General features: G+C 72.8%; 16 protein-coding genes and 4 pseudogenes. 9 read left to right on the top strand and 11 right to left on the bottom strand.

What is annotated here, in order from left to right; translation table 11 throughout:
• Window positions 1-185: 185 nt before the first annotated feature.
• From AB0P06_RS17820 to AB0P06_RS17795, 6 genes and pseudogenes are all read right to left on the bottom strand, one after another.
• A complete protein-coding gene (locus tag AB0P06_RS17820) occupies window positions 186-1235 on the bottom strand; it encodes a ketoacyl-ACP synthase III family protein (protein WP_363608225.1) in 1050 nt (349 codons plus the stop codon).
• A 28-nt stretch (window positions 1236-1263) separates the two neighbouring features.
• Window positions 1264-1407 (bottom strand): hypothetical protein, encoded by a 144-nt coding sequence (locus AB0P06_RS17815; RefSeq protein WP_363608325.1) that lies wholly within the window; start codon window positions 1405-1407, stop codon window positions 1264-1266.
• 23 nt (window positions 1408-1430) lie between these two features.
• Window positions 1431-1661: pseudogene (locus tag AB0P06_RS17810) on the bottom strand (alpha/beta fold hydrolase); the annotation flags it as partial.
• Between the two features lie 51 nt (window positions 1662-1712).
• Window positions 1713-2003 carry a phosphopantetheine-binding protein gene (locus tag AB0P06_RS17805; protein ID WP_363608315.1) on the bottom strand — a complete coding sequence of 97 codons (291 nt, stop codon included), beginning with the start codon at window positions 2001-2003 and terminating at the stop codon, window positions 1713-1715.
• 22 nt (window positions 2004-2025) lie between these two features.
• Window positions 2026-3060, bottom strand: a pseudogene (locus AB0P06_RS17800) (polyketide synthase); the annotation flags it as partial.
• A gap of 481 nt (window positions 3061-3541) precedes the next feature.
• The gene (locus AB0P06_RS17795; RefSeq protein WP_363608223.1) at window positions 3542-3895 is read right to left on the bottom strand and encodes a helix-turn-helix transcriptional regulator; all 354 of its coding nucleotides are present in this window, start codon (window positions 3893-3895) and stop codon (window positions 3542-3544) included.
• A gap of 95 nt (window positions 3896-3990) precedes the next feature.
• On the opposite strand from AB0P06_RS17795, the gene AB0P06_RS17790 reads away from it, so the two are divergent.
• Entirely contained in the window at window positions 3991-4410 is a 420-nt protein-coding gene (locus AB0P06_RS17790) for a GNAT family N-acetyltransferase (RefSeq protein WP_363608221.1), read from the top strand.
• 106 nt (window positions 4411-4516) lie between these two features.
• Window positions 4517-4822, top strand: coding sequence for a hypothetical protein (locus tag AB0P06_RS17785; RefSeq protein WP_363608219.1), 306 nt, complete (start codon window positions 4517-4519; stop codon window positions 4820-4822).
• A 37-nt stretch (window positions 4823-4859) separates the two neighbouring features.
• Here AB0P06_RS17785 and AB0P06_RS17780 read toward each other — a convergent pair whose 3' ends face one another.
• Window positions 4860-5234, bottom strand: a complete 375-nt coding sequence (locus AB0P06_RS17780; RefSeq protein WP_363608217.1) for a hypothetical protein — start codon at window positions 5232-5234, stop codon at window positions 4860-4862.
• Window positions 5235-5486: 252 nt separating this feature from the next.
• Between AB0P06_RS17780 and AB0P06_RS17775 the strand changes: the two genes are divergently transcribed.
• A complete protein-coding gene (locus AB0P06_RS17775; RefSeq protein ID WP_363608215.1) occupies window positions 5487-5801 on the top strand; it encodes a hypothetical protein in 315 nt (104 codons plus the stop codon).
• Window positions 5726-6133: pseudogene (locus AB0P06_RS17770) on the top strand (MFS transporter); the annotation flags it as partial. The gene AB0P06_RS17775 and the pseudogene AB0P06_RS17770, both read left to right, overlap by 76 nt.
• A 70-nt stretch (window positions 6134-6203) precedes the next feature.
• Here the strand turns inward: AB0P06_RS17770 and AB0P06_RS17765 are convergent.
• Window positions 6204-6836 carry an HD domain-containing protein gene (locus AB0P06_RS17765; RefSeq protein WP_363608214.1) on the bottom strand — a complete coding sequence of 211 codons (633 nt, stop codon included), beginning with the start codon at window positions 6834-6836 and terminating at the stop codon, window positions 6204-6206.
• 71 nt (window positions 6837-6907) lie between these two features.
• On the opposite strand from AB0P06_RS17765, the gene AB0P06_RS17760 reads away from it, so the two are divergent.
• Entirely contained in the window at window positions 6908-7849 is a 942-nt protein-coding gene (locus tag AB0P06_RS17760; protein WP_363608213.1) for a helix-turn-helix domain-containing protein, read from the top strand.
• Between the two features lie 207 nt (window positions 7850-8056).
• Here the strand turns inward: AB0P06_RS17760 and AB0P06_RS17755 are convergent.
• Window positions 8057-8392: pseudogene (locus AB0P06_RS17755) on the bottom strand (M4 family peptidase); the annotation flags it as partial.
• Between the two features lie 356 nt (window positions 8393-8748).
• Between AB0P06_RS17755 and AB0P06_RS17750 the strand changes: the two are divergent.
• Window positions 8749-10563 (top strand): hypothetical protein, encoded by a 1815-nt coding sequence (locus AB0P06_RS17750; RefSeq protein WP_363608212.1) that lies wholly within the window; start codon window positions 8749-8751, stop codon window positions 10561-10563.
• An 83-nt stretch (window positions 10564-10646) separates the two neighbouring features.
• The gene (locus tag AB0P06_RS17745) at window positions 10647-10820 is read left to right on the top strand and encodes a hypothetical protein (protein WP_363608211.1); all 174 of its coding nucleotides are present in this window, start codon (window positions 10647-10649) and stop codon (window positions 10818-10820) included.
• Window positions 10821-10873: 53 nt separating this feature from the next.
• Here AB0P06_RS17745 and AB0P06_RS17740 read toward each other — a convergent pair whose 3' ends face one another.
• Window positions 10874-14065: a discoidin domain-containing protein gene (locus tag AB0P06_RS17740; RefSeq protein WP_363608210.1), complete on the bottom strand. Its 3192-nt coding sequence runs from the start codon at window positions 14063-14065 to the stop codon at window positions 10874-10876.
• A 537-nt stretch (window positions 14066-14602) separates the two neighbouring features.
• On the opposite strand from AB0P06_RS17740, the gene AB0P06_RS17735 reads away from it, so the two are divergent.
• Window positions 14603-14914, top strand: a complete 312-nt coding sequence (locus AB0P06_RS17735; protein ID WP_363608209.1) for a hypothetical protein — start codon at window positions 14603-14605, stop codon at window positions 14912-14914.
• Window positions 14915-14969: 55 nt separating this feature from the next.
• Here the strand turns inward: AB0P06_RS17735 and AB0P06_RS17730 are convergent, their stop codons facing one another.
• Window positions 14970-15494, bottom strand: coding sequence for a winged helix-turn-helix domain-containing protein (locus AB0P06_RS17730; protein ID WP_363608208.1), 525 nt, complete (start codon window positions 15492-15494; stop codon window positions 14970-14972).
• 52 nt (window positions 15495-15546) lie between these two features.
• Between AB0P06_RS17730 and AB0P06_RS17725 the strand changes: the two genes are divergently transcribed.
• A complete protein-coding gene (locus tag AB0P06_RS17725) occupies window positions 15547-16284 on the top strand; it encodes an MFS transporter (RefSeq protein WP_363608207.1) in 738 nt (245 codons plus the stop codon).
• Window positions 16285-16457: the final 173 nt, after the last annotated feature.

Below are 16457 nucleotides of genomic sequence, written 5' to 3'. Positions count from 1 at the left end.
CCGAGTATCACGGCCTGACCCGTACCGGTCTTGACGGTCCCACCACAGGATCGACCGCAGGACCGCCCCCAAGACGCCCCATGACCCACCGGACCCACCGAAGCCGTTTCCCGCCCTACCCGTCGGCCGATCCGAGCGGCCCGGCCCGGGCGGGGCGAGGGCCCGGAGGTGCCGCGCGGGCGTACTCAAGGGGCGGCCGCGGACTGCTCGGGCCAGACGGGGGGAGAGTCGATCCGGACCACCACGCTCGTCCAGCTGAACCCGATCCCCACGCCGACCAGCAGCACGTGATCCCCAGGGCGCAGCTGCCCGGTCTCGGCCAGGTGGGCGAGGCCGGCGGCCTGGTCTCCCGCGCCCAGGTGTGACACGTGCCGTCCCCAGTCCCAGAGGGTGCGTTCGGGCCCGATCTCCATCGGTTCCAGGAACTCCCATTCGAGGGTCCCCCTGCCCAGGTTCGGAAGCACCACCCGGCGGATCGACCGCAGGTCGGTGTCCGCCTCGTCCAGCGCCTGCCGGATGTTCCGTTCGGTTCCGGAGACGAGGCGCTCGGCTATCCACCCGTAGCCCGCCTTCTGGACGTAGCGCTGCTTGCGCGTTCGCAGGTCGAGAGGTCTGTCGTCCTGGTGGGGGCGATCGGTGAAGCCGGTCGTGTCCCGGCACATCTCCTCCAGCTCCGGGTCCGAGGTCGAGACCATGGAGCAGATCTGTGCGAAGCCGGCCCGCCGGGAGAGCACCGTCGCTGTCGCGCCGTCCGCGTAGACGACTCCGATGTCGCTGTTCCACCGGTCGAATCCCGGATCGCAGTAGCGGTCCGCCGTGGTCACCAGGGCCGCGCTCCGGCTGCTGTCCGCCGCCATGAAGCACGCTGCCAGCTCCCATGCCGCGAGTCCTCCGTTGGACCCCTGCTGGATGTGCACCGCGGGGCCGCCCCCGCTGACCGTGTGGTGCTGGATGTAGGAGGCAGGTGTCCAGAAGTCCTGTCCCTGGTGGTAGAGGCTGGCGTGCAGGACCAGTGAGATCTCGCCGGGTTCGTGCCCGGACCGGCCGAGCGCGAGGCGCCCGGCGGACACGGCCATGTCCGGTGCGGACTCGGCGGCGGAGATCCGGGTTGCCACGAGCTGGTTCAGCCGGTTGTCACGGGGGTCGTAGCGGCCCGTCTCGACGGCCTCGGAGAGCGGGGTGGCCGGCGGCATGAAGACGCCCAGGCCCGTGATCGTCAGTTCGTTCCACTTCATGGTTCATTCACCCGGTTTCATAGGCCAGTTATGCGATGTCGCAGGGGAGTTCGGAGACCGACAGGGCACCGCCCAGCTGGAAGGACCGGGGAGGCGCGGTGGAGCGGATTCCGGGCAGCTGGGTGAACAGCTCCCGGAGCAGGATCGCGAGTTCGAGCCGGGCCAGGTGCATGCCCAGGCGGTGGCATCGGCGACGGTCCGCAGACCGTAGTGCCCGTCCGCGGGCTTGACGCTCTCCCCGTGGCCGCGCAGGTCCGGGGCGAAGACCTCGCCCCGGCGGGAGAGGTCCCGCGCCGTGCGGGTCCAGGTGAGGGACGAGCGGCTGGCACCGTGGAGGAGGACGGCGGGCGGGTGGTCCGGCCGGGCACCGGTCCAGTGGCGGTAGCGGAACCGGCCGGCGGGGAGGTCGACGGAGGAGGCTCTCATCCCGCCCGCCCCTGGTCCGGGGCCTGCGGGGCTGATCCCGGTACGCACGGTTCACACCGTCGGCTCGATGTTCATGAGGATGTTCTCCACCAGCGCGGAGATCGAGGGCGAGGTCCGGATCACGGTGCGTGGGATCTTCATCCCCAGGCTCTGTTCGAGCCTGTTCCGCAGGGCGAGCGCCATGAGGGAGTCCGGACCGATGCTCGACAGCCGGGTGCCGTCCGTCGCGAGGTCCCGGCTCTGCTGCCGGAAGCCCACCGAGGGGGGAATCATGCCGTGGTGCAGCGCGAGGACCGTCTTCAGCGGTCCGGCGGCACCGGAGACGGCCTCGGTGTGCCCGATGTCCCCCCTTGGCCGAGCCGAGCGCGCACGGACTCGGACCCTGGCCGTACACCGCCGCCGTCGAGGCGAACCCGATGGGATCGCCGACCGGAGCCCCCGGTCCGTGGGCCTCGACCATGTCGATGCGCGACGCCTCGACGGCCGCCCGGTCGAGAGCCCGCCGGAAGACGGCCTCCTGCGCGGCCTGCGAGGGAGCGGTCAGCCTTGCGGAGCGCCCGTCCTGGTTCACCGCCGTTCCCCGGATGACGGCCAGGACCCGGCCCCCGTCACGGTGGGCGTTCGCCAGGCGTTTCGGGACGACGACTCCGCCCCCCTCACCACGGACGAACCCGTTGGCCTCCGCGTCGAACGGCAGGCTCTGCCCGGTGGGGGAGAGCATCCCCCACCGGGCGTAGGAGACCCCCGGCCCGGGCGCGAGGATCAGCTGCACACCTCCGCAGAGGGCGAGGTCCGACTCGTCCCGCTGGAGGCTCTGGGACGCCAGGTGAATGGCGACGAGGCTGGACGAACAGGCCGTGTCCACGGCGATGCCCGGACCGTGCAGATCCAACAGGAAAGACACCAGCGTGCCGTGGCTGGAAAAGCCGAAACAGGCGCTCGTGCGGCCCGCGGGACGCCGGGCCCACAGCGTGTAGTCGCGGGAGAAAACGCCGGCGAAAACGCCCGTACGGGCCCCGCCGAGCGAGGACACCGGAATTCCCGTATGCTCGCACGCCTCCCAGACGACCCCCAGAGAGAGCCGGTGGTTGGGATCCAGCCAGGGTGCTTCGTCCGGGCTGATGCCGAAGAGTCCGGGGTCGAAGCCGCCGATGCCGGAATCGAGGAAGCACCCCCAGCGCAGACGCTCCGCGATGTCCGGGTCGAGCCCCGCTAATTGCCGTTCGGTCCAGCGGCTTTCCGGCACCGGGCCGATCGTGGCGGTGCCGTCCGCGAGGAGTCTCCGGAACGAGGCGGGATCCGTGGCTCCTCCGGGGAACCGGCATGCTGCCCCGATAACCGCGACAGGGGTGTCCGCTCCGTTGGATGGCGTCGTGATGTGCTCGGACAGTTCGCGCATGGCAGTTCGCCTCCTCCACGCCGACCAGTTTCAGATTACTCCGCAGGGCCGATCCGGCTCGGGGGCGGTGGCGGGGAGGCCTGGCGAGGGGGCCTGGCGAGGGGGCTTGAACACGGAACACGGAATGTCGCGACCGGTGGTGCGGAGCCTTGCCGAGCGGGCGGCCGGAGGCGGGCAGGGACGTCGCGATCGGCGATCGCCTTCGCGGCGGATCTGTCCAGTCGGTCAACGGTGTCATTGACGGATGGTCGGTCGCGGGTTTCCGGCGCAGGGTCCAGCGTTTTTGGAATGGCGTGAACCCGGCTCGGGCGTTTTCCCGAAGCTGTGCGATTGCCGGAGCTTTGACGTCCCGTTCCTTCTGGAAGTCCGGAGACCGCCCTCGATGCCTGCCGTGGCCGCTGCCCGTACCGCTGCCATCTGCTGGACCGCTCCGCGACGGGCGTGATGGCGCAGCCGGAGAGCGGCTGACGGCCGGCCGGGTTCAGTCCGCGGCAGGGGAGGGGGCGGCCGGTTCGAGCGCCTCGTCGTCGCGGGCGCCGACCAGGACGGCGTCCAGCAGACCGGGGTAGCGGGCGTCCAGGTCCTCGCGGCGCAGCCGCAGCAGGTTCTCCCGGCCCGAGGGCTGCTGCCGGATGACGCCGCTGTCGCGCAGTACCCGCCAGTGGTGCGTCATCGTCGACTTGGCGGTGACCCCGATGGTGGTGAGCACGCTGCCGCAGTTGTGTTCCCCGCCGCTGTCCAGGACCCGTACGGCGGCCAGTCGTACGGGGCTGCCGAGTGCGGACAGGACGTCCTCGATCCGGATCTGGTCCCGTTCGGGGTGGCGGTAGATCATGGTCCCACCGTACCGCGACCGTCCCGTCGCCCCCGCCCGGCTCCGATCCCCTCCCGCCTGCGGCACCGGCCCCCGCACGTACTACCCTGTAATGAATGAATACCAATACCGACCCTTACGAGCTGCGGGTGGGCGTGCCGAGCGTCGACACCTTCCGCCACCTGCGCACCGCCGCCGGCATGAGCGACCGCCCCGCCGGGGCGGTCGCCGCCGGACTGCCCCACACCTGGCACGGTGTGACCGCGTACCTCGGGCAGGAGACCGTCGGCATGGGCCGCATCGTCGGCGACGGCGGCGCGGTGTTCCAGATCGTCGATGTCTGCGTCCTGCCCGCCCACCAGGGCCGTGGCCTGGGCCGGCGCATCATGGCCCACCTGACCGCCGAACTCGAACACCGCGCCCCCGCCGGTGCCTACGTCTCCCTGATCGCCGACGGCGACGCCCACCGCCTCTACGCCCACTACGGCTTCACCCAGACCGCCCCGCACTCGGTCGGCATGCACCGCCTGGTCTGACACCCCCGCGTCCGCCGAGCCGGGTCGGCGGGGCCTCGCCCTGCCCGGACCCGGACGGTCACCGGCCCGGCGGCCGAGCCGGGTCGAACCCGTCGAGGCCTTCGCGGTGGACCTCGACGCCCCGGCGCCCTGGGCCACCCCGGTGCCGGCCCAGGACGGCACCGGCAAGTCCACCCTCTCGACCCTCCCCTACCGGGTCTCGGCGACCGATCCGCAGGTCATCAACATCGACGCCAGCACGGCCGGGCAGGACGTCTCCTGGTACCTCGACCTGGTCTGGAGCTGCGGTGACCGCCAGGGCCGGCTTCGCGTCGACGACCACGGCCGCCCCTTCCGCACCGCGGGCATCCGCGACGCGGCGGCCTACTTCCACAACGGGAAGAGCTGGGCCCGGACCGAGCCCGACCTCTGATCCCCCCGTGTCGCGGGCGACGGCCGACCGCGCCCCGTCACAGCACGGAGAGGACGTCCTCGTGCAGTTGGTCGAGGACGAGGCCGTTGTCCCACCGGACCCGGACCGTCACCCGCCTGCCCCGCCCCCGGTACGCGGCCCACTGCGGCTCCAGTTCGGCGATCTCCGCCTCCAGCCGCTCGCGGCTCGCCTCCGGCATGGTGTGCCCGTAGTCCTCGAAGAGCGCCTTGAGTCGCTGGTACTCGCGGACCTCCTGGCTCTGGGGGAGTTCCCCGTTCACCCGCTCGACGGTGCCTTCCATCCCGGCTCCCAGCGCGAGGAACCCGACGACGGCCCCGGGCTCCCCGGCGAGGGCCTCACCGATCCCGAGGTCCTCGGCCAGCCTGACGCGGCGGTCCTCCTCCAGGGTCATCCGTTCTCCGCCTCTCCGTCGATCGGTGCCGCTGCCGCTGCCGCAGCCGGCCTCGGAGGTCACGGTACCCGGCTCCCGGCGACGGGTGACACGCGACCGGCGGGGCGGCGCGCCTCACGATCGGTGAGCCCATCGATCGTGTTCGGCCCTTCCTCCGGCTGATGGGCTGATCGCATGACGAACCCACGAACCATCGCACCACCGGCCGCTCCGCCCGCCATCCCGTAGCGCTGGTCGCCGGTCCTCGCCGTCGTGCTCGCCATCTTCACCGTGGTGTCCTCCGAGATGATGCCGGTCGGTCTGCTCACCGCGATGGCGCACGGCCTCGGGGTCAGCGACGGGGTCACCGGACTCTCCCTCACCGTCACCGGCCTGATCGCCGCCGCCCTCGCCCCGTTCACCCCGAGGCTGGTCGCCCGGCGCGAGCGCAGGGCCGTCCTGGCGCCGAACTTCGCCGTCCCCGCCGTCGGCCGGATCCTGCTCGGTGGGCGATGGGCATCGTCCGGGGCCTGGTCACGAGCCTCGGCCCGCGCCTGGCCGAAGGCCCGCGGATCGCCCTCGCCATGACGCTGATCTTCTCCGGCGTCTCCATCGCCTCCGTGCTCGGCGTCCCGCTGGGCACCTTCCTGGCCGCGCTGCTCGACTGGCGCTTCGCGTTCTGGACGCTCGCCGCCCTCGGCGCCGCCTGTGCCGCCGTCGTGCCGGTGCTGCCCGCACCGCCGGTGCCCGAAGGCGGACGGCCGGGCGGGCCGGCCGCCGCGCTGCGCCACCGCGGCGTGGCCGTGGGAATCGCCGTCACCGCCTTCGTCGTGCTCGGCCACTTCGCCGGCTACACCTACGTCCGCCCCGTCCTCGAAGCCGACGCGGGCCTGAGCAGCGGCGTGACCGCCGCCTGCCTGCCGGCCTACGGGCTGGCGGGCGGTGGTTCCACCTCGACAGCCTACGCCCGGCCGCGCACCCCGCCCCGGGTCATTCCCCCCAGGGGCAGGAGGCCGCGGCGCGCTCCAACTCGGTCACGCCGTCGGCCCGGCGTTCCCGCAGCAGTTCGCCGCCGAGGGAGTAGCGGGGGGACGCGGCGTCCGACCGGGCGGCCCGTTCCACGATCGCGTCGACGAGGGAGCGGACCATCGACAGGCGCGGATGGGCGGCGTGGATCCGCTTCTCCCACGGGGAGACGACCGCGGCGTTGCGCCCGAAGTCGCTGCCCACGCCCTCGCGGGTGAGGTAGCACAGCAGGCCGCGGCGCTCGGCGATACCGGGCGAGGTGTGCAGGGCGATCGCCTCCCACACCCGGTCGACGTCGGCCTCGGGAACGTCGTGCCGCCGCAGCAGATCCGCCGCCAGGTCCGCGCCCTCCACCTCGAAGCGGGCCGCGCCCGGCGCCAGGTCACCCGCGCCCAGATCGTGCAGCACGGTCGCGGCGAACAGCAGGTCGCGGTCGTACGCGGCGTCCTCCAGGCATCCCTCGTGGGCGGCGACGAGCTCGGCGAAGAGGAAGCTGCGCACGCTGTGATTGGCCACCGAGGGGGTCTCGGAGGCCCGTACGGTGGAGAGGACGGCTTCGGCCAGGGGGCCGGACGGCAGGTCGAGTGAGAAGTCCATGGGCGCAGACTACGAATGCTCCGCCGGCCGGTGACAGTGGCACGCGGGGCAGGTACCGCTAGGATCGTGCCATGTCGGCTGTGGAGGAGCATCGGGTCGCGGTGCTGGCGCTTCCGGGGGTGCTCCCGCTCGACCTGGGCATCCCGGTGCAGACCTTCGGCACGGACCCGCACTACCGGGTCACCGTCTGCGCGGACCCGGCGGCCGGGCCGGTCCGCAGCGGCGGGTTCACCGTCACCGCACCGGCCGGGCTGGAAGCTCTGCGGGACGCGGACACCGTTGTCGTCCCCGGCTACGAGGACCCGCAGGCCGCGCCGCCCGCCGCCGCGCTGTCGGCGATCCGCTCCGCGCACGCCCGAGGCGCACGGCTGGTGTCGATCTGCACCGGGGCGTTCGCGCTGGCCGCCGCCGGGCTGTTGGACGGGCGCCCCGCGACGACCCACTGGCGGGACGCCGCCGCCCTGCAGCGCCGGTACCCCCGGATCGACGTACGTCCGAACCGGCTCTTCGTCGACGACGGCGGCATCCTCACCTCGGCGGGAGTCACCGCCGGCATCGACCTGTGCCTGCACATCATCCGGCGCGACCACGGCGCCGCGGCCGCCAACAACCGCGCCCGGGCACTCGTCGCCCCGCCCCAACGGCCCGGTGACCAGGCGCAGTTCATCGAACGCTTCCGGCCCGCCGACCGCGGGGAGGAACTCGCCCCGGTCCGGGCCTGGATGCTCGACAACCTCGCGCACCGCCACAGCGTGGACGAACTGGCCCGCCGCGCGCACATGTCCCGGCGGACCTTCATCCGGCGCTTCCAGCAGGAGACGGACACTTCGCCGATGGCCTGGCTGACCGCCGCCCGCATCGACTGGGCCCGCGAGCTCCTGGAGACGACCGCGGCCCCCGTCGAACAGGTCGCCCGGCTCAGCGGCCTGGGCAGCCCCGCCGCCTTCCGGGCGGCCTTCCACCGCCACGTCGGCACCTCCCCGACGGACTACCGCACCACGTTCCGCGCCTGACGCCGCCGCGTCCGCGCCGCCGAGTACGGTCTCCCAGGCGAGGCGGCCGCTGTCGCTGTCCTTGACGCGCACGACGGGGCGGCGGGAGTCGACGGAGTCGACGACGGCGAGCTTGGTGCGCGCGGTCTTCTCGGCGTTCTGGGCGCTGATCCGGGCGGTGGTGGCGCCGCCGATGCGGCCGGAGGCGGCGGACTGGAGGCCGCGGACCTTGCCCTGGGAGTCGGCGAGCACGACGGCGTCGCCGCCGACGACGGGCAGGCCCTTGTAGCTGCGCTCGTAGGCGACGGAGTAGAGGCCGCCGACCCAGGGGGTGACGTTCGTGCGCTCGTACGTCTCGTCCGGGCCCTTGGCGAGGGCATCCAGGCCGGCGGCGGCCGCGGCGGCCGCGGCGTCGGCGGCGTTGACGGCGGCGGCCAGGGCGCTGGGCGGCGCGGGGGTGGGCGCGGCGGTGGCTGGGCCCACAGTGGCGGCGATGGTGCCGGCCAGCACGGTCAGGGTGGTTGCCGCGGTCAGTAACCGGCCTGCGGTAGCACTGCGTTTCATCGAGGCTCCTAGCATGTGGGGGTCCTCGACCGCGGAAGGCATGGCTGATGGCGCACCGCAGGGCCGTGTTCGGGGACGGCCGTGCGGGCCTTGCTGGTCGCCGGCCCGGCCCGCACCCCGGGCAGGCCGGCCTGCGCCGTTCTGCCGCGCCACCCCGTTCCGGTGTTCCCGGAACCGACCGAGCCTTCGCGCCGTCCCCTCCTACGACTGAGGTCCGGGACCCGCGAACGGAGCCGCCCGCCCGCCGATCAACCGCCGCCGCCGGGCTTGCCGGACGGGCGGGGTGGGAAGGACGGGGCAAAGGCCCGGATACGGGGGAGCGAGCGGGCGGCGGGGCGCGGAGTGGGGGGCGTGTGATGAGTCGTGTCAGGCATGCGGTGCGGGGCGGGGCGGTGGGGCTGGCCGTCTGGTGGCTGTGGATGCCGCTGCTCGCGTTCGTCGTCCGGCTGGTCAAGCACGTCGCGTTCGGCGGCTTCGGGCAGCAGGACCAGAGCTATCTGCTGCTGATCGAGCGGGAGTTCTTCCCGAACGGCGGTCCACTGGATGCGGCGCCGCTGTTCTGGTTCTGGGTCGCGGTGGGGCTGTGCGGCACGGTGTGGGGGGTCGTCCACATCGCGGACGAGGCCGGGGCGGGCCTCGGCGGGTGGCGGGTACGCCTGACCGTGGCGGTGGTCGTGGTCGCGATGGCCGGCTCGCTGGCGCGCGCCGGCACCGGGCTGTGGGACGCCGACAAGGACGCTGGCCGCTTCTACGCGGCGGCGACCGTGCTCGACATCCCGGCCGGCGGCGCGGGCACACCGCGTTCGGTGCTGCCGGTGACCGAGCACACCCGCCCCGGCGACGGCGGCCGCTGCGACCTGGTGGGCACCGCGGACGTGCCGGCCTGTGTGAAGACCGCGCCGATGCCGGACTTCGACTTCGAGGCGCGCACCGCCTCCTACGCCGCCGCGACCAAGGCGCTCACCGACAGCGCCGGCCTGACCTCCGGGATCCACCTGCTGGGGCACAGCCTGCACTACCTGCCCGACGACTCGGCGGGCGGCGGAGTGTGGACGGCCGTCCTGGACGGCTCCGGCGAGCAGCCGATGGAGGGCGTCGCCGTCTGGGACGGCCGCTCGAACTCCGTGGTCACCTGCGCCTTCCGCGGCGACCACGCCTTCCGCCGGGCCTTCGGCGGGACGGGGGCCGTCAGCCTGCGCAACCTGCTCGCCGAGCGCTTCCCGGGCCTGGTCTACAGCGACCAGGACATCTGGGGCTACTGCGACGGCACCGACCCGCGCACCGCCCAGCCGGTGGTGGTCATCTCGGTGGCGCGGCAGACCGGCTTCCGGCAGCGCACGGTGCTGGAGCCGGCCGGTGTGCTGGTGCTGCGTGGCTCGCCGGACGGCCGCCCGGAGGTGTCCTACCGGGCGAACGTGGCCCCGGGCGAACTCCCGGGGGCGGTGTACCCGGCCTCGGTGGTCCGCTCGCAGATCCACGAGGTGCAGTGGCTCGGTGGGCGCGGCGCGAAGGACGACCGAGGCTTCGGCTACGCGCACACCTCGGCGGCGACCAACGCCACCAACCCGGGGGAGTTCCTGCTGCGCTCGAAGGCGGACGGGCACCTCTACTACGTGACGCCGCTGGTGCCGAGGGACAGCTCCTCGCAACTGGTGGTGGCCTTCGCCGTCGTGCAGGCCGACCGCGCCGGCGGCGGCCTCAACGACCTGCACGTGTACGTGCGCGGCGACGACGACCCGTCGGTGAACCTGGACGTGCTGGCCAGCCGGATGGTGTCGTACATGGCGCAGCAGACGTCGATCACCATCAGTGCCGGGAAGGACGGTGCGCTGCAGGAGATCATCCCGTTCGGCCGGGACAAGTGGCGCGGTTTCGTGGACTTCAACGGGCAGACCCAGGACTACATCGACCTTTCCGGCGACGCCCGGGTGACGCCCAATCTGGTCTCGCTGAACGGCAGTATCACCGCGCCGGGCGGCCGGCCTCCCCAGGCCCCGTCCCCGTCCTCGTCGCCGAACCCGGCCTCGCCCTCCGCGCCCGCGGCTCCGCCGGCGGGCGGATGCGGCGACGACCCGGGGAAGTTGACGACCGGGCAGCTCGCGGCCTGCGTCGCGGAGCTCTCCAAGGCGCTCCAGGGCCGCGTCCAGGACCAGGCCACGCCCCGGCCCTGACCCCCGGGGCACGCGCCGTCGACCGCCGGTCCGCCTCGCCGGCCCCGTTCGCCCGGCCGTGGCCGCCGGCCGCCTGGCCGGACGTGCCGACCAGGTTCCTGCTGTCCGCCGACGACCGCTTCTTCCCGGCCGGATTCATGGGGGTCGCCGAGCGCCTCGGTCTGCGACCGGACGAGCTGTCCGGCGACCACTGCCCGATGCTCGGCCACCCGAAGGAGGTGGCCGAGCATCGGGAGGCCTGCCGCACCGCGCTCTGAGCGCGACAGGGCGGCAGGGCGGCCGAGCGGTAGAGCGACAGGGCCTCGGACCGTCAGGAGACGGCGATCTCGCCGAGCTGCAGGTAGTGGTCGCCGAACTGGTCGGTGCTCAGCCGGGTGCCGGTGACCTTCACGTAGCGGGCCGTGGCCGGTGCGAACGGGAAGGTCAGGGTGCCGCCCGGGCGGGGCTGGTCGTGGCGGTCCTCGACGGTGGTCCAGGTGGTGCCGTCGGTCGAGACCTGGACGGTGTAGTCGACCGGGAACCCGAGGCCGGTGTTGGCGCCGTCGGTGCGCGGGGTCAGCCGGACCTGCTCGATCCGGCTCGCGCCCTGGAGGTCCACGACGACCGACTCGTTGGCCGCCGCCGTCGGCGACTTGAGGCTGCTCCATCCCATCGAGTAGCCCGCGGCGGAGTTCAGCACGCCGTCCGTGGCCGCGGCGCGGCCCCAGCCGGAGCCCTCGATCGAACTCGACGTGGTCACCGGCCGGTTGGCGGCCAGGTTGTCGCCGGCGGCCTCGATCTCGGCGAGCTGCATGTGGTAGTTGCCGCGCGGGTCGGTCCGCAGCCTGGTCCCGGTGACCTTGACATAGCGCACGTCGGTGGGCGCGAACGCGACGGCCTGGGCCGAGGCGTCGGGCCGCGGCTGGTCGTGCCGGTCGGCGACGGTGGTCCAGGTGCTCTTGTCGGTCGAGACCTGGACGGTGTAGTCGACCGGGAAGCCCAGGCCGGTGTTGGCGCCGTCGGCGCGGGCGAAGAGGTCCAGCCGGCTGATCCGGCGGTTCGAGCCGAGGTCGACGGTGACCGACTCGGTGTGGTCGGTGGACACGTTGTTGATGCTGCTCCAGCCGAGGGTGCCGGTCGGCAGCGACCGGCGGCCGTCGGTGAGGGCGGCGCTGCTCCAGCCGTCGGCCTCGTAGCTGCTGGTGGCGGAGACGGCGGCGGCCTCGGCGGGGTCGGTGCCGGGGTTGAGCCGCACGTTGTCGAAGCGGGCGGCGGCGCCGCCGGTGACGAGCCCGATGTTGCCGACCGGGTAGCCCGAGTCGTCGACGGACATCAGCTTCGTCGCGCCCGCGTACACGTCGAGCGTCGAGCCGCGGGTGACGACCCGCAGGGTGACCGTCTGACCGGGGGTGAAGCCGGGCACGTTGGCGGTGCGCAGCATGGTGTTGCCGCGGTTGACGAAGACCTCGCCGTTGTTGCGCAGCGCCACCAGGTAGCCGGTCTGGCGGTCGACCGGGTTCTGGCTGTGGACGGTCAGGCCGGCCCAGTTCGCGTTGCCACCGCTGGCGTTGGTCCCGGTGATCCGGACGTCGACGGAGGCGGCGACGTCCCCGTAGGCGCGTCCGGCCACCGCGGCGACGTTGTTCCACTCGTCACCGGTGCTGGTCTGCGCGTAGCCCTGGTCGCCGGTGACGGACCAGGAGCCGTGGGTGTGGCGCCACTGGGTGTCGGCGCCGGAGGAGAAGTCGTCGGTGAACGGGTAGGAGGCGTCGGGTCCAGGGGAGGTGAGGGCGTCGAGGATCTGCTTGTGGCGGTAGTCGATCTCGGTGCCCGAGGTGGTGAACTCGGTGGAGCTGGTGATCAGCGACGAGGTCAGGGCGTGGGCCAGGACCGGCTTGGTGGCGGCGAGCTGCTTGAGCAGCTCGTAGTCCTGGACGCCGGCGAGCAGGGCCTCGCTGCGCATGCTGTCGAAGACGTCGGGCGCACCGGGCTTCGGGTTCGGGCGCACCAGGAACGGGTCGCCGCTGGTCCAGCCGTTGAAGGTGTCGACGCCCTTGTACTTGCCGGCGTTGGCGTCCCACTCCGACCAGATGTTCCAGCCCCAGTGGAGGAAGCCGTTGCCGCCGATCGCCGACACCATCCACGGCGTCAGCCGGGAGTCGGAGAGGGGGTAGCTGATGAGGCGGTTGGCGTGGCCGTCCTCGGGGCTGCCGCTGAAGTAGAGCCAGAGGTCCTTGCCGGCCAGGCGCTTGTCCTGGTAGTAGGCGGCGTTGGCGTCGTAGTCGTCGTCGACGTGCGGGGTGAGGGTGGAGAGCGTGTTGTCGACGGAGGGCCCGGTCCACAGGTGGGCCTCGTTGGTCATGCCCTGCGGGAAGTACTGGTGGAAGCGCTGGTAGAGCCAGTTGGAGTTGGCCGCCCAGCCGGTGTTGGCGGGGTTGGGCTCGTCGGACGCGGAGAGGTAGAACACGTCGCTCCACCGGCGGCCCGGTGCGCAGACCGTTCCCGCGTCCAGGCACTTGGTGTCGAGGTGGGCTTTGAGCGCGGGCAGGGCGGCGGCGAGGTACTTCTCGGCCTGGTCCGAGCCGGGTGCCACGCGGGCCATCCGCACCCCGCCGCTGCCGTCCGTGACGAGGACCTCCACGTTCGAGCCGTCGTCCTCCAGGAGGTGGGGGGTGTAGATGTACTGGAGCGCTCCGGCGTCCTGGAAGAGCTGGACGAAGCGGTCGAAGGTCGTCCAGTCGAAGGTGTAGGTGCCGTTCACCAGCGTGGTGCCGGGGATGGCGAGTGCCTGGAAGTCCGCGAAGACCGTGTTGTTGCGGTGCTTGGCGTGGTTCTTGGCGATGTTCCCCATCAGGGTCCACCAGTCGGGGGAGTACGCGTCCACTCCGTACTGGCTGGGTATCGAACTGGCCGTCAGGGTGTAGTCCCAGCCGGCCGAGGTGAACCAGTTGTTCAGCCGGAAGGTGGAGCGGTTCGTCGGGGGCAGTTCGGCCGCGTACACCGTCACCGAGACCGGAACGTCCACCGGGCCCGCCGAACTCTTCACGGTGGCTTTCCCGGTGTAGGTGCCGGGCGCCTGCCCGGGGGGCACCGCCACGCTGTAGTGGTACGGCTGGGTGGTGTTGGTCGCCAGGTTGTAGGGGTCGTTGCCGACGAGCGCGTCGTAGTACTCGTTGCCGCCGTTCGGCGGGTCCTGGCGGTGCGGGCTGTTGTTCTTCGAGATGTTCGGGTGGTTGTATTCCCGGTTGACGGTGATCCTGGAGGCCGGGATCACCGCCCCGCCCGGTCCGGTGAGGTCGCTCGCCTGCACCGACAGACCGGTCAGGCTCCCCCCGGAGCGGACGGCGATCTGGGCGGTCTGGACCTCGTTCCGCGCGGCGAACATGGTCACCGGACCGGTCGGCCGCTGGGGGGCCGGCGAGGACGAGAAGACATGGTCGGCGCCGCTGGCGACCCAGACCGAGGGCGGGGCGGCGGCCCCGGCCTGACCGGGCAGCACGGAGGCCGCGACCAACGCCGCCAATGCCGCTATCGAAGCCCTTGTGGACAGTTTCCCCACGACATCCCCTTCATCGTATTCATACTGCTCCGCGCACGGTCGATCCGTGGCGCTGCAAGTCATATCGCATGAAGAGCAGGTTGTTTGAGGTTTTGACAGAAAAGCGGGATCTTCCTCAGCGTTGCCGCGGACGGCGCCCCGGGGCCGGGTCGAGGGGGAGCCGGTCACCGGTGGTGCCGGCTTCCAGCCGTCGTAGTTCGTCAGCACGTGCTGACGGAGGATCCTGGTCACGGCGACACCGTTCCGATCGGTTGTCTGCCCGGCCGCGGGGGGCGGCGGGGGCGGGCGTAACTGCGGGGACGCGCCGCACCCTAGCGATGGTGATCAGCTCCGAACAGATCGGGATTGACCGTTCGGCATATCCACCCGAAAACGATCATTCAGAGATCGGCCTGTTGTGCACCGCGCGGGCCGGGCCGGAGCAAACCCGGTGACACACGTGGGTTACGCAAGGAGACTGTCTGCGGAGACACGGACAACCGAAGGCTGAGGGGCAACACGGTGGCACTGGCCAAGAAGGGTTCCCGCCGCATCGTCGTCGACGGTGTCGAGTACCGCTGGCGGGTGAGCAGGCGGCACCTGTGCTGTGACTACGAAGGCGGCACCTTGGGCTACGTGGCGGAGGAGGCGGCCCGCCCGGGGGCGACGCTCGTCGTGGAGACCGGACGGCGGGCCTTCGTCGCCCCGGACCTGGTGCCGGACCAGGTCGTCCTGCCGGGGGAGGTCGCCGCCGGTATCCGGGCGGCGCGCTCGAAGGGCTGGACGCCGAGCTCCAGCGGCTCGCCCTTCAAGCTGGACCTGTCCGCCGGCTGAGTGGGGCGGCTCGGGCTCCGCCGGTCCCGGCCGCTGCCGCGACAGCGCCGGGGCGTCATCGGGTATCGGAGAGCGTGGCGCCCGCACCTGAGGCCAGGGCGTCCCCCAGCGCCGTGCGCTGGTAGAGCACGGAGCGCCCCGAGCGGGCGCGGCTGAGCAGGCCGGCATCGAGCAGGACCGCGAGGTGGTCACCGACCGCGCCGGTCGCCAGCCGGAGCTGGCGGGCGAGCTGGCTGGTGCTGGCGGGGGTGTCCAGCGCGGCGAGGACCCGGGCCCGCGAACGCCCGATCAGCGCGCCGAGGGCCTGGGGCGGGCCGGCGGGCGGTGTCCCCAGGAGGGCGGCGGTGCCGCGGGCGGGGTAGATCAGGGTCTTCGGCCAGGGCGGCGCCGTGTGCGCCGCCACGGTCGGGACGATGAAGACCGAGGGGATCAGCAGCAGTCCCTCCCCGGCCAGCGCCACGGTGTCGCCGGCAGCAACGCGGACCTCGATCGCCCCGTCCCGCCACGACACCCCGTCGTGCAGGCCGGCGATCACGGCCTCCCACCCCTGTTCGCCGATCAGGCCCACCCGGTGCACCACGTCCCGCTCGCTGACCGGCGATGCCTATGTGTTGGGGCGGTCACTGAACAGCATGGCCTCCTCGGTCGCCCAACTGGCGGGCCTGGCCGTCGGCGGGGCCGCCGTCGCGGCCCTCGGCACCCGCCAGGCGCTCGCCGTCGGCGCCGCGCTCCACCTCACGGCCGCGGTGGCGGTGCGTCTGGGCCTGCCGCGAATCGACCCCGGCAGCGGTCCGTCCGGCTCCGTGGCGAAGGCCGGACTGCGCGGGACCGCAGCCCTGATGAGCACCCGGTGCCCGCGACGGCTGCTGCTCGCGCAGTGGCTGCCGGGCGCCGCCACGGCCGGCGTCGAGGCGCTGATCGTCGCGTACGCGGGGCAGCGGCACTTCGCCCCCGGCACCTACGCCCTGCTGATGGCCTGTGTGCCGGCCGGCATGCTGACGGGCGCCCTGGTCGTCGGCCGCCTGGTGCGGCCGCCCGTGCGGGAGCGCCTGGTGGCCCCGCTCGCCGCAGTGATGGGACTTCCGCTGCTGGCCTTCGCGGCCGGTCCCGGCGCCGGGTTGAGCGCGGTCCTGCTGCTCTGCGCCGGGACCGGCTTCGCCTACTCCCTGGGGCTGCAGCGGGCCTTCCTGGACGCCGTGCCCGCCGCCGCCCAGGGTCAGGCGTTCGGGCTGCTGCACTCCGGCACCATGACCCTGCAGGGCGTCGGCCCCGCCTGCTTCGGTGTGCTCGCGACCGTGGCGGGCACCGGCGCCGCCACCTTGGCGACCGCCTGCTGGATCGCCACCTGGCACACCGCGACCCCGTCGTAGTCGCGGCCCCGGGCCGCCCTTTGCCCGGGCACCCGCCCGCGGCGTCCGGAAGAGTGTCGACTCCATCATGGCCTGTCAGGGGGCCTGTCCGGTAGGACCGGGAGCACAGCCGATCGCCCTTGTCCGGCGCCTCGGCGACGCGCAGACTCGACGTCATCCACTCTCCCCGGCTC

The sequence above is a fragment of the Kitasatospora sp. NPDC088351 genome (assembly GCF_040685575.1).
GTDB lineage: Bacteria > Actinomycetota > Actinomycetes > Streptomycetales > Streptomycetaceae > Kitasatospora.
The sequence above is the reverse complement of the archived record's forward strand: the minus strand, read 5'-3'. Positions and strand labels throughout refer to the sequence as shown.

Bases quoted from the DNA above. Each gene is read 5' to 3' on its own strand.
- AB0P06_RS17790 (WP_363608221.1), top strand. From the start codon at position 3,991: ATGAATACCAATACCGACCCTTACGAGCTGCGGGTGGGCGTGCCGAGC.
- AB0P06_RS17725 (WP_363608207.1), top strand. From the start codon at position 15,547: ATGGCCTCCTCGGTCGCCCAACTGGCGGGCCTGGCCGTCGGCGGGGCC.
- AB0P06_RS17750 (WP_363608212.1), top strand. From the start codon at position 8,749: ATGAGTCGTGTCAGGCATGCGGTGCGGGGCGGGGCGGTGGGGCTGGCC.
- AB0P06_RS17765 (WP_363608214.1), bottom strand. From the start codon at position 6,836: ATGGACTTCTCACTCGACCTGCCGTCCGGCCCCCTGGCCGAAGCCGTC.
- AB0P06_RS17780 (WP_363608217.1), bottom strand. From the start codon at position 5,234: ATGACCCTGGAGGAGGACCGCCGCGTCAGGCTGGCCGAGGACCTCGGG.
- AB0P06_RS17760 (WP_363608213.1), top strand. From the start codon at position 6,908: ATGTCGGCTGTGGAGGAGCATCGGGTCGCGGTGCTGGCGCTTCCGGGG.
- AB0P06_RS17815 (WP_363608325.1), bottom strand. From the start codon at position 1,407: ATGCACCTGGCCCGGCTCGAACTCGCGATCCTGCTCCGGGAGCTGTTC.
- AB0P06_RS17820 (WP_363608225.1), bottom strand. From the start codon at position 1,235: ATGAAGTGGAACGAACTGACGATCACGGGCCTGGGCGTCTTCATGCCG.
- AB0P06_RS17795 (WP_363608223.1), bottom strand. From the start codon at position 3,895: ATGATCTACCGCCACCCCGAACGGGACCAGATCCGGATCGAGGACGTC.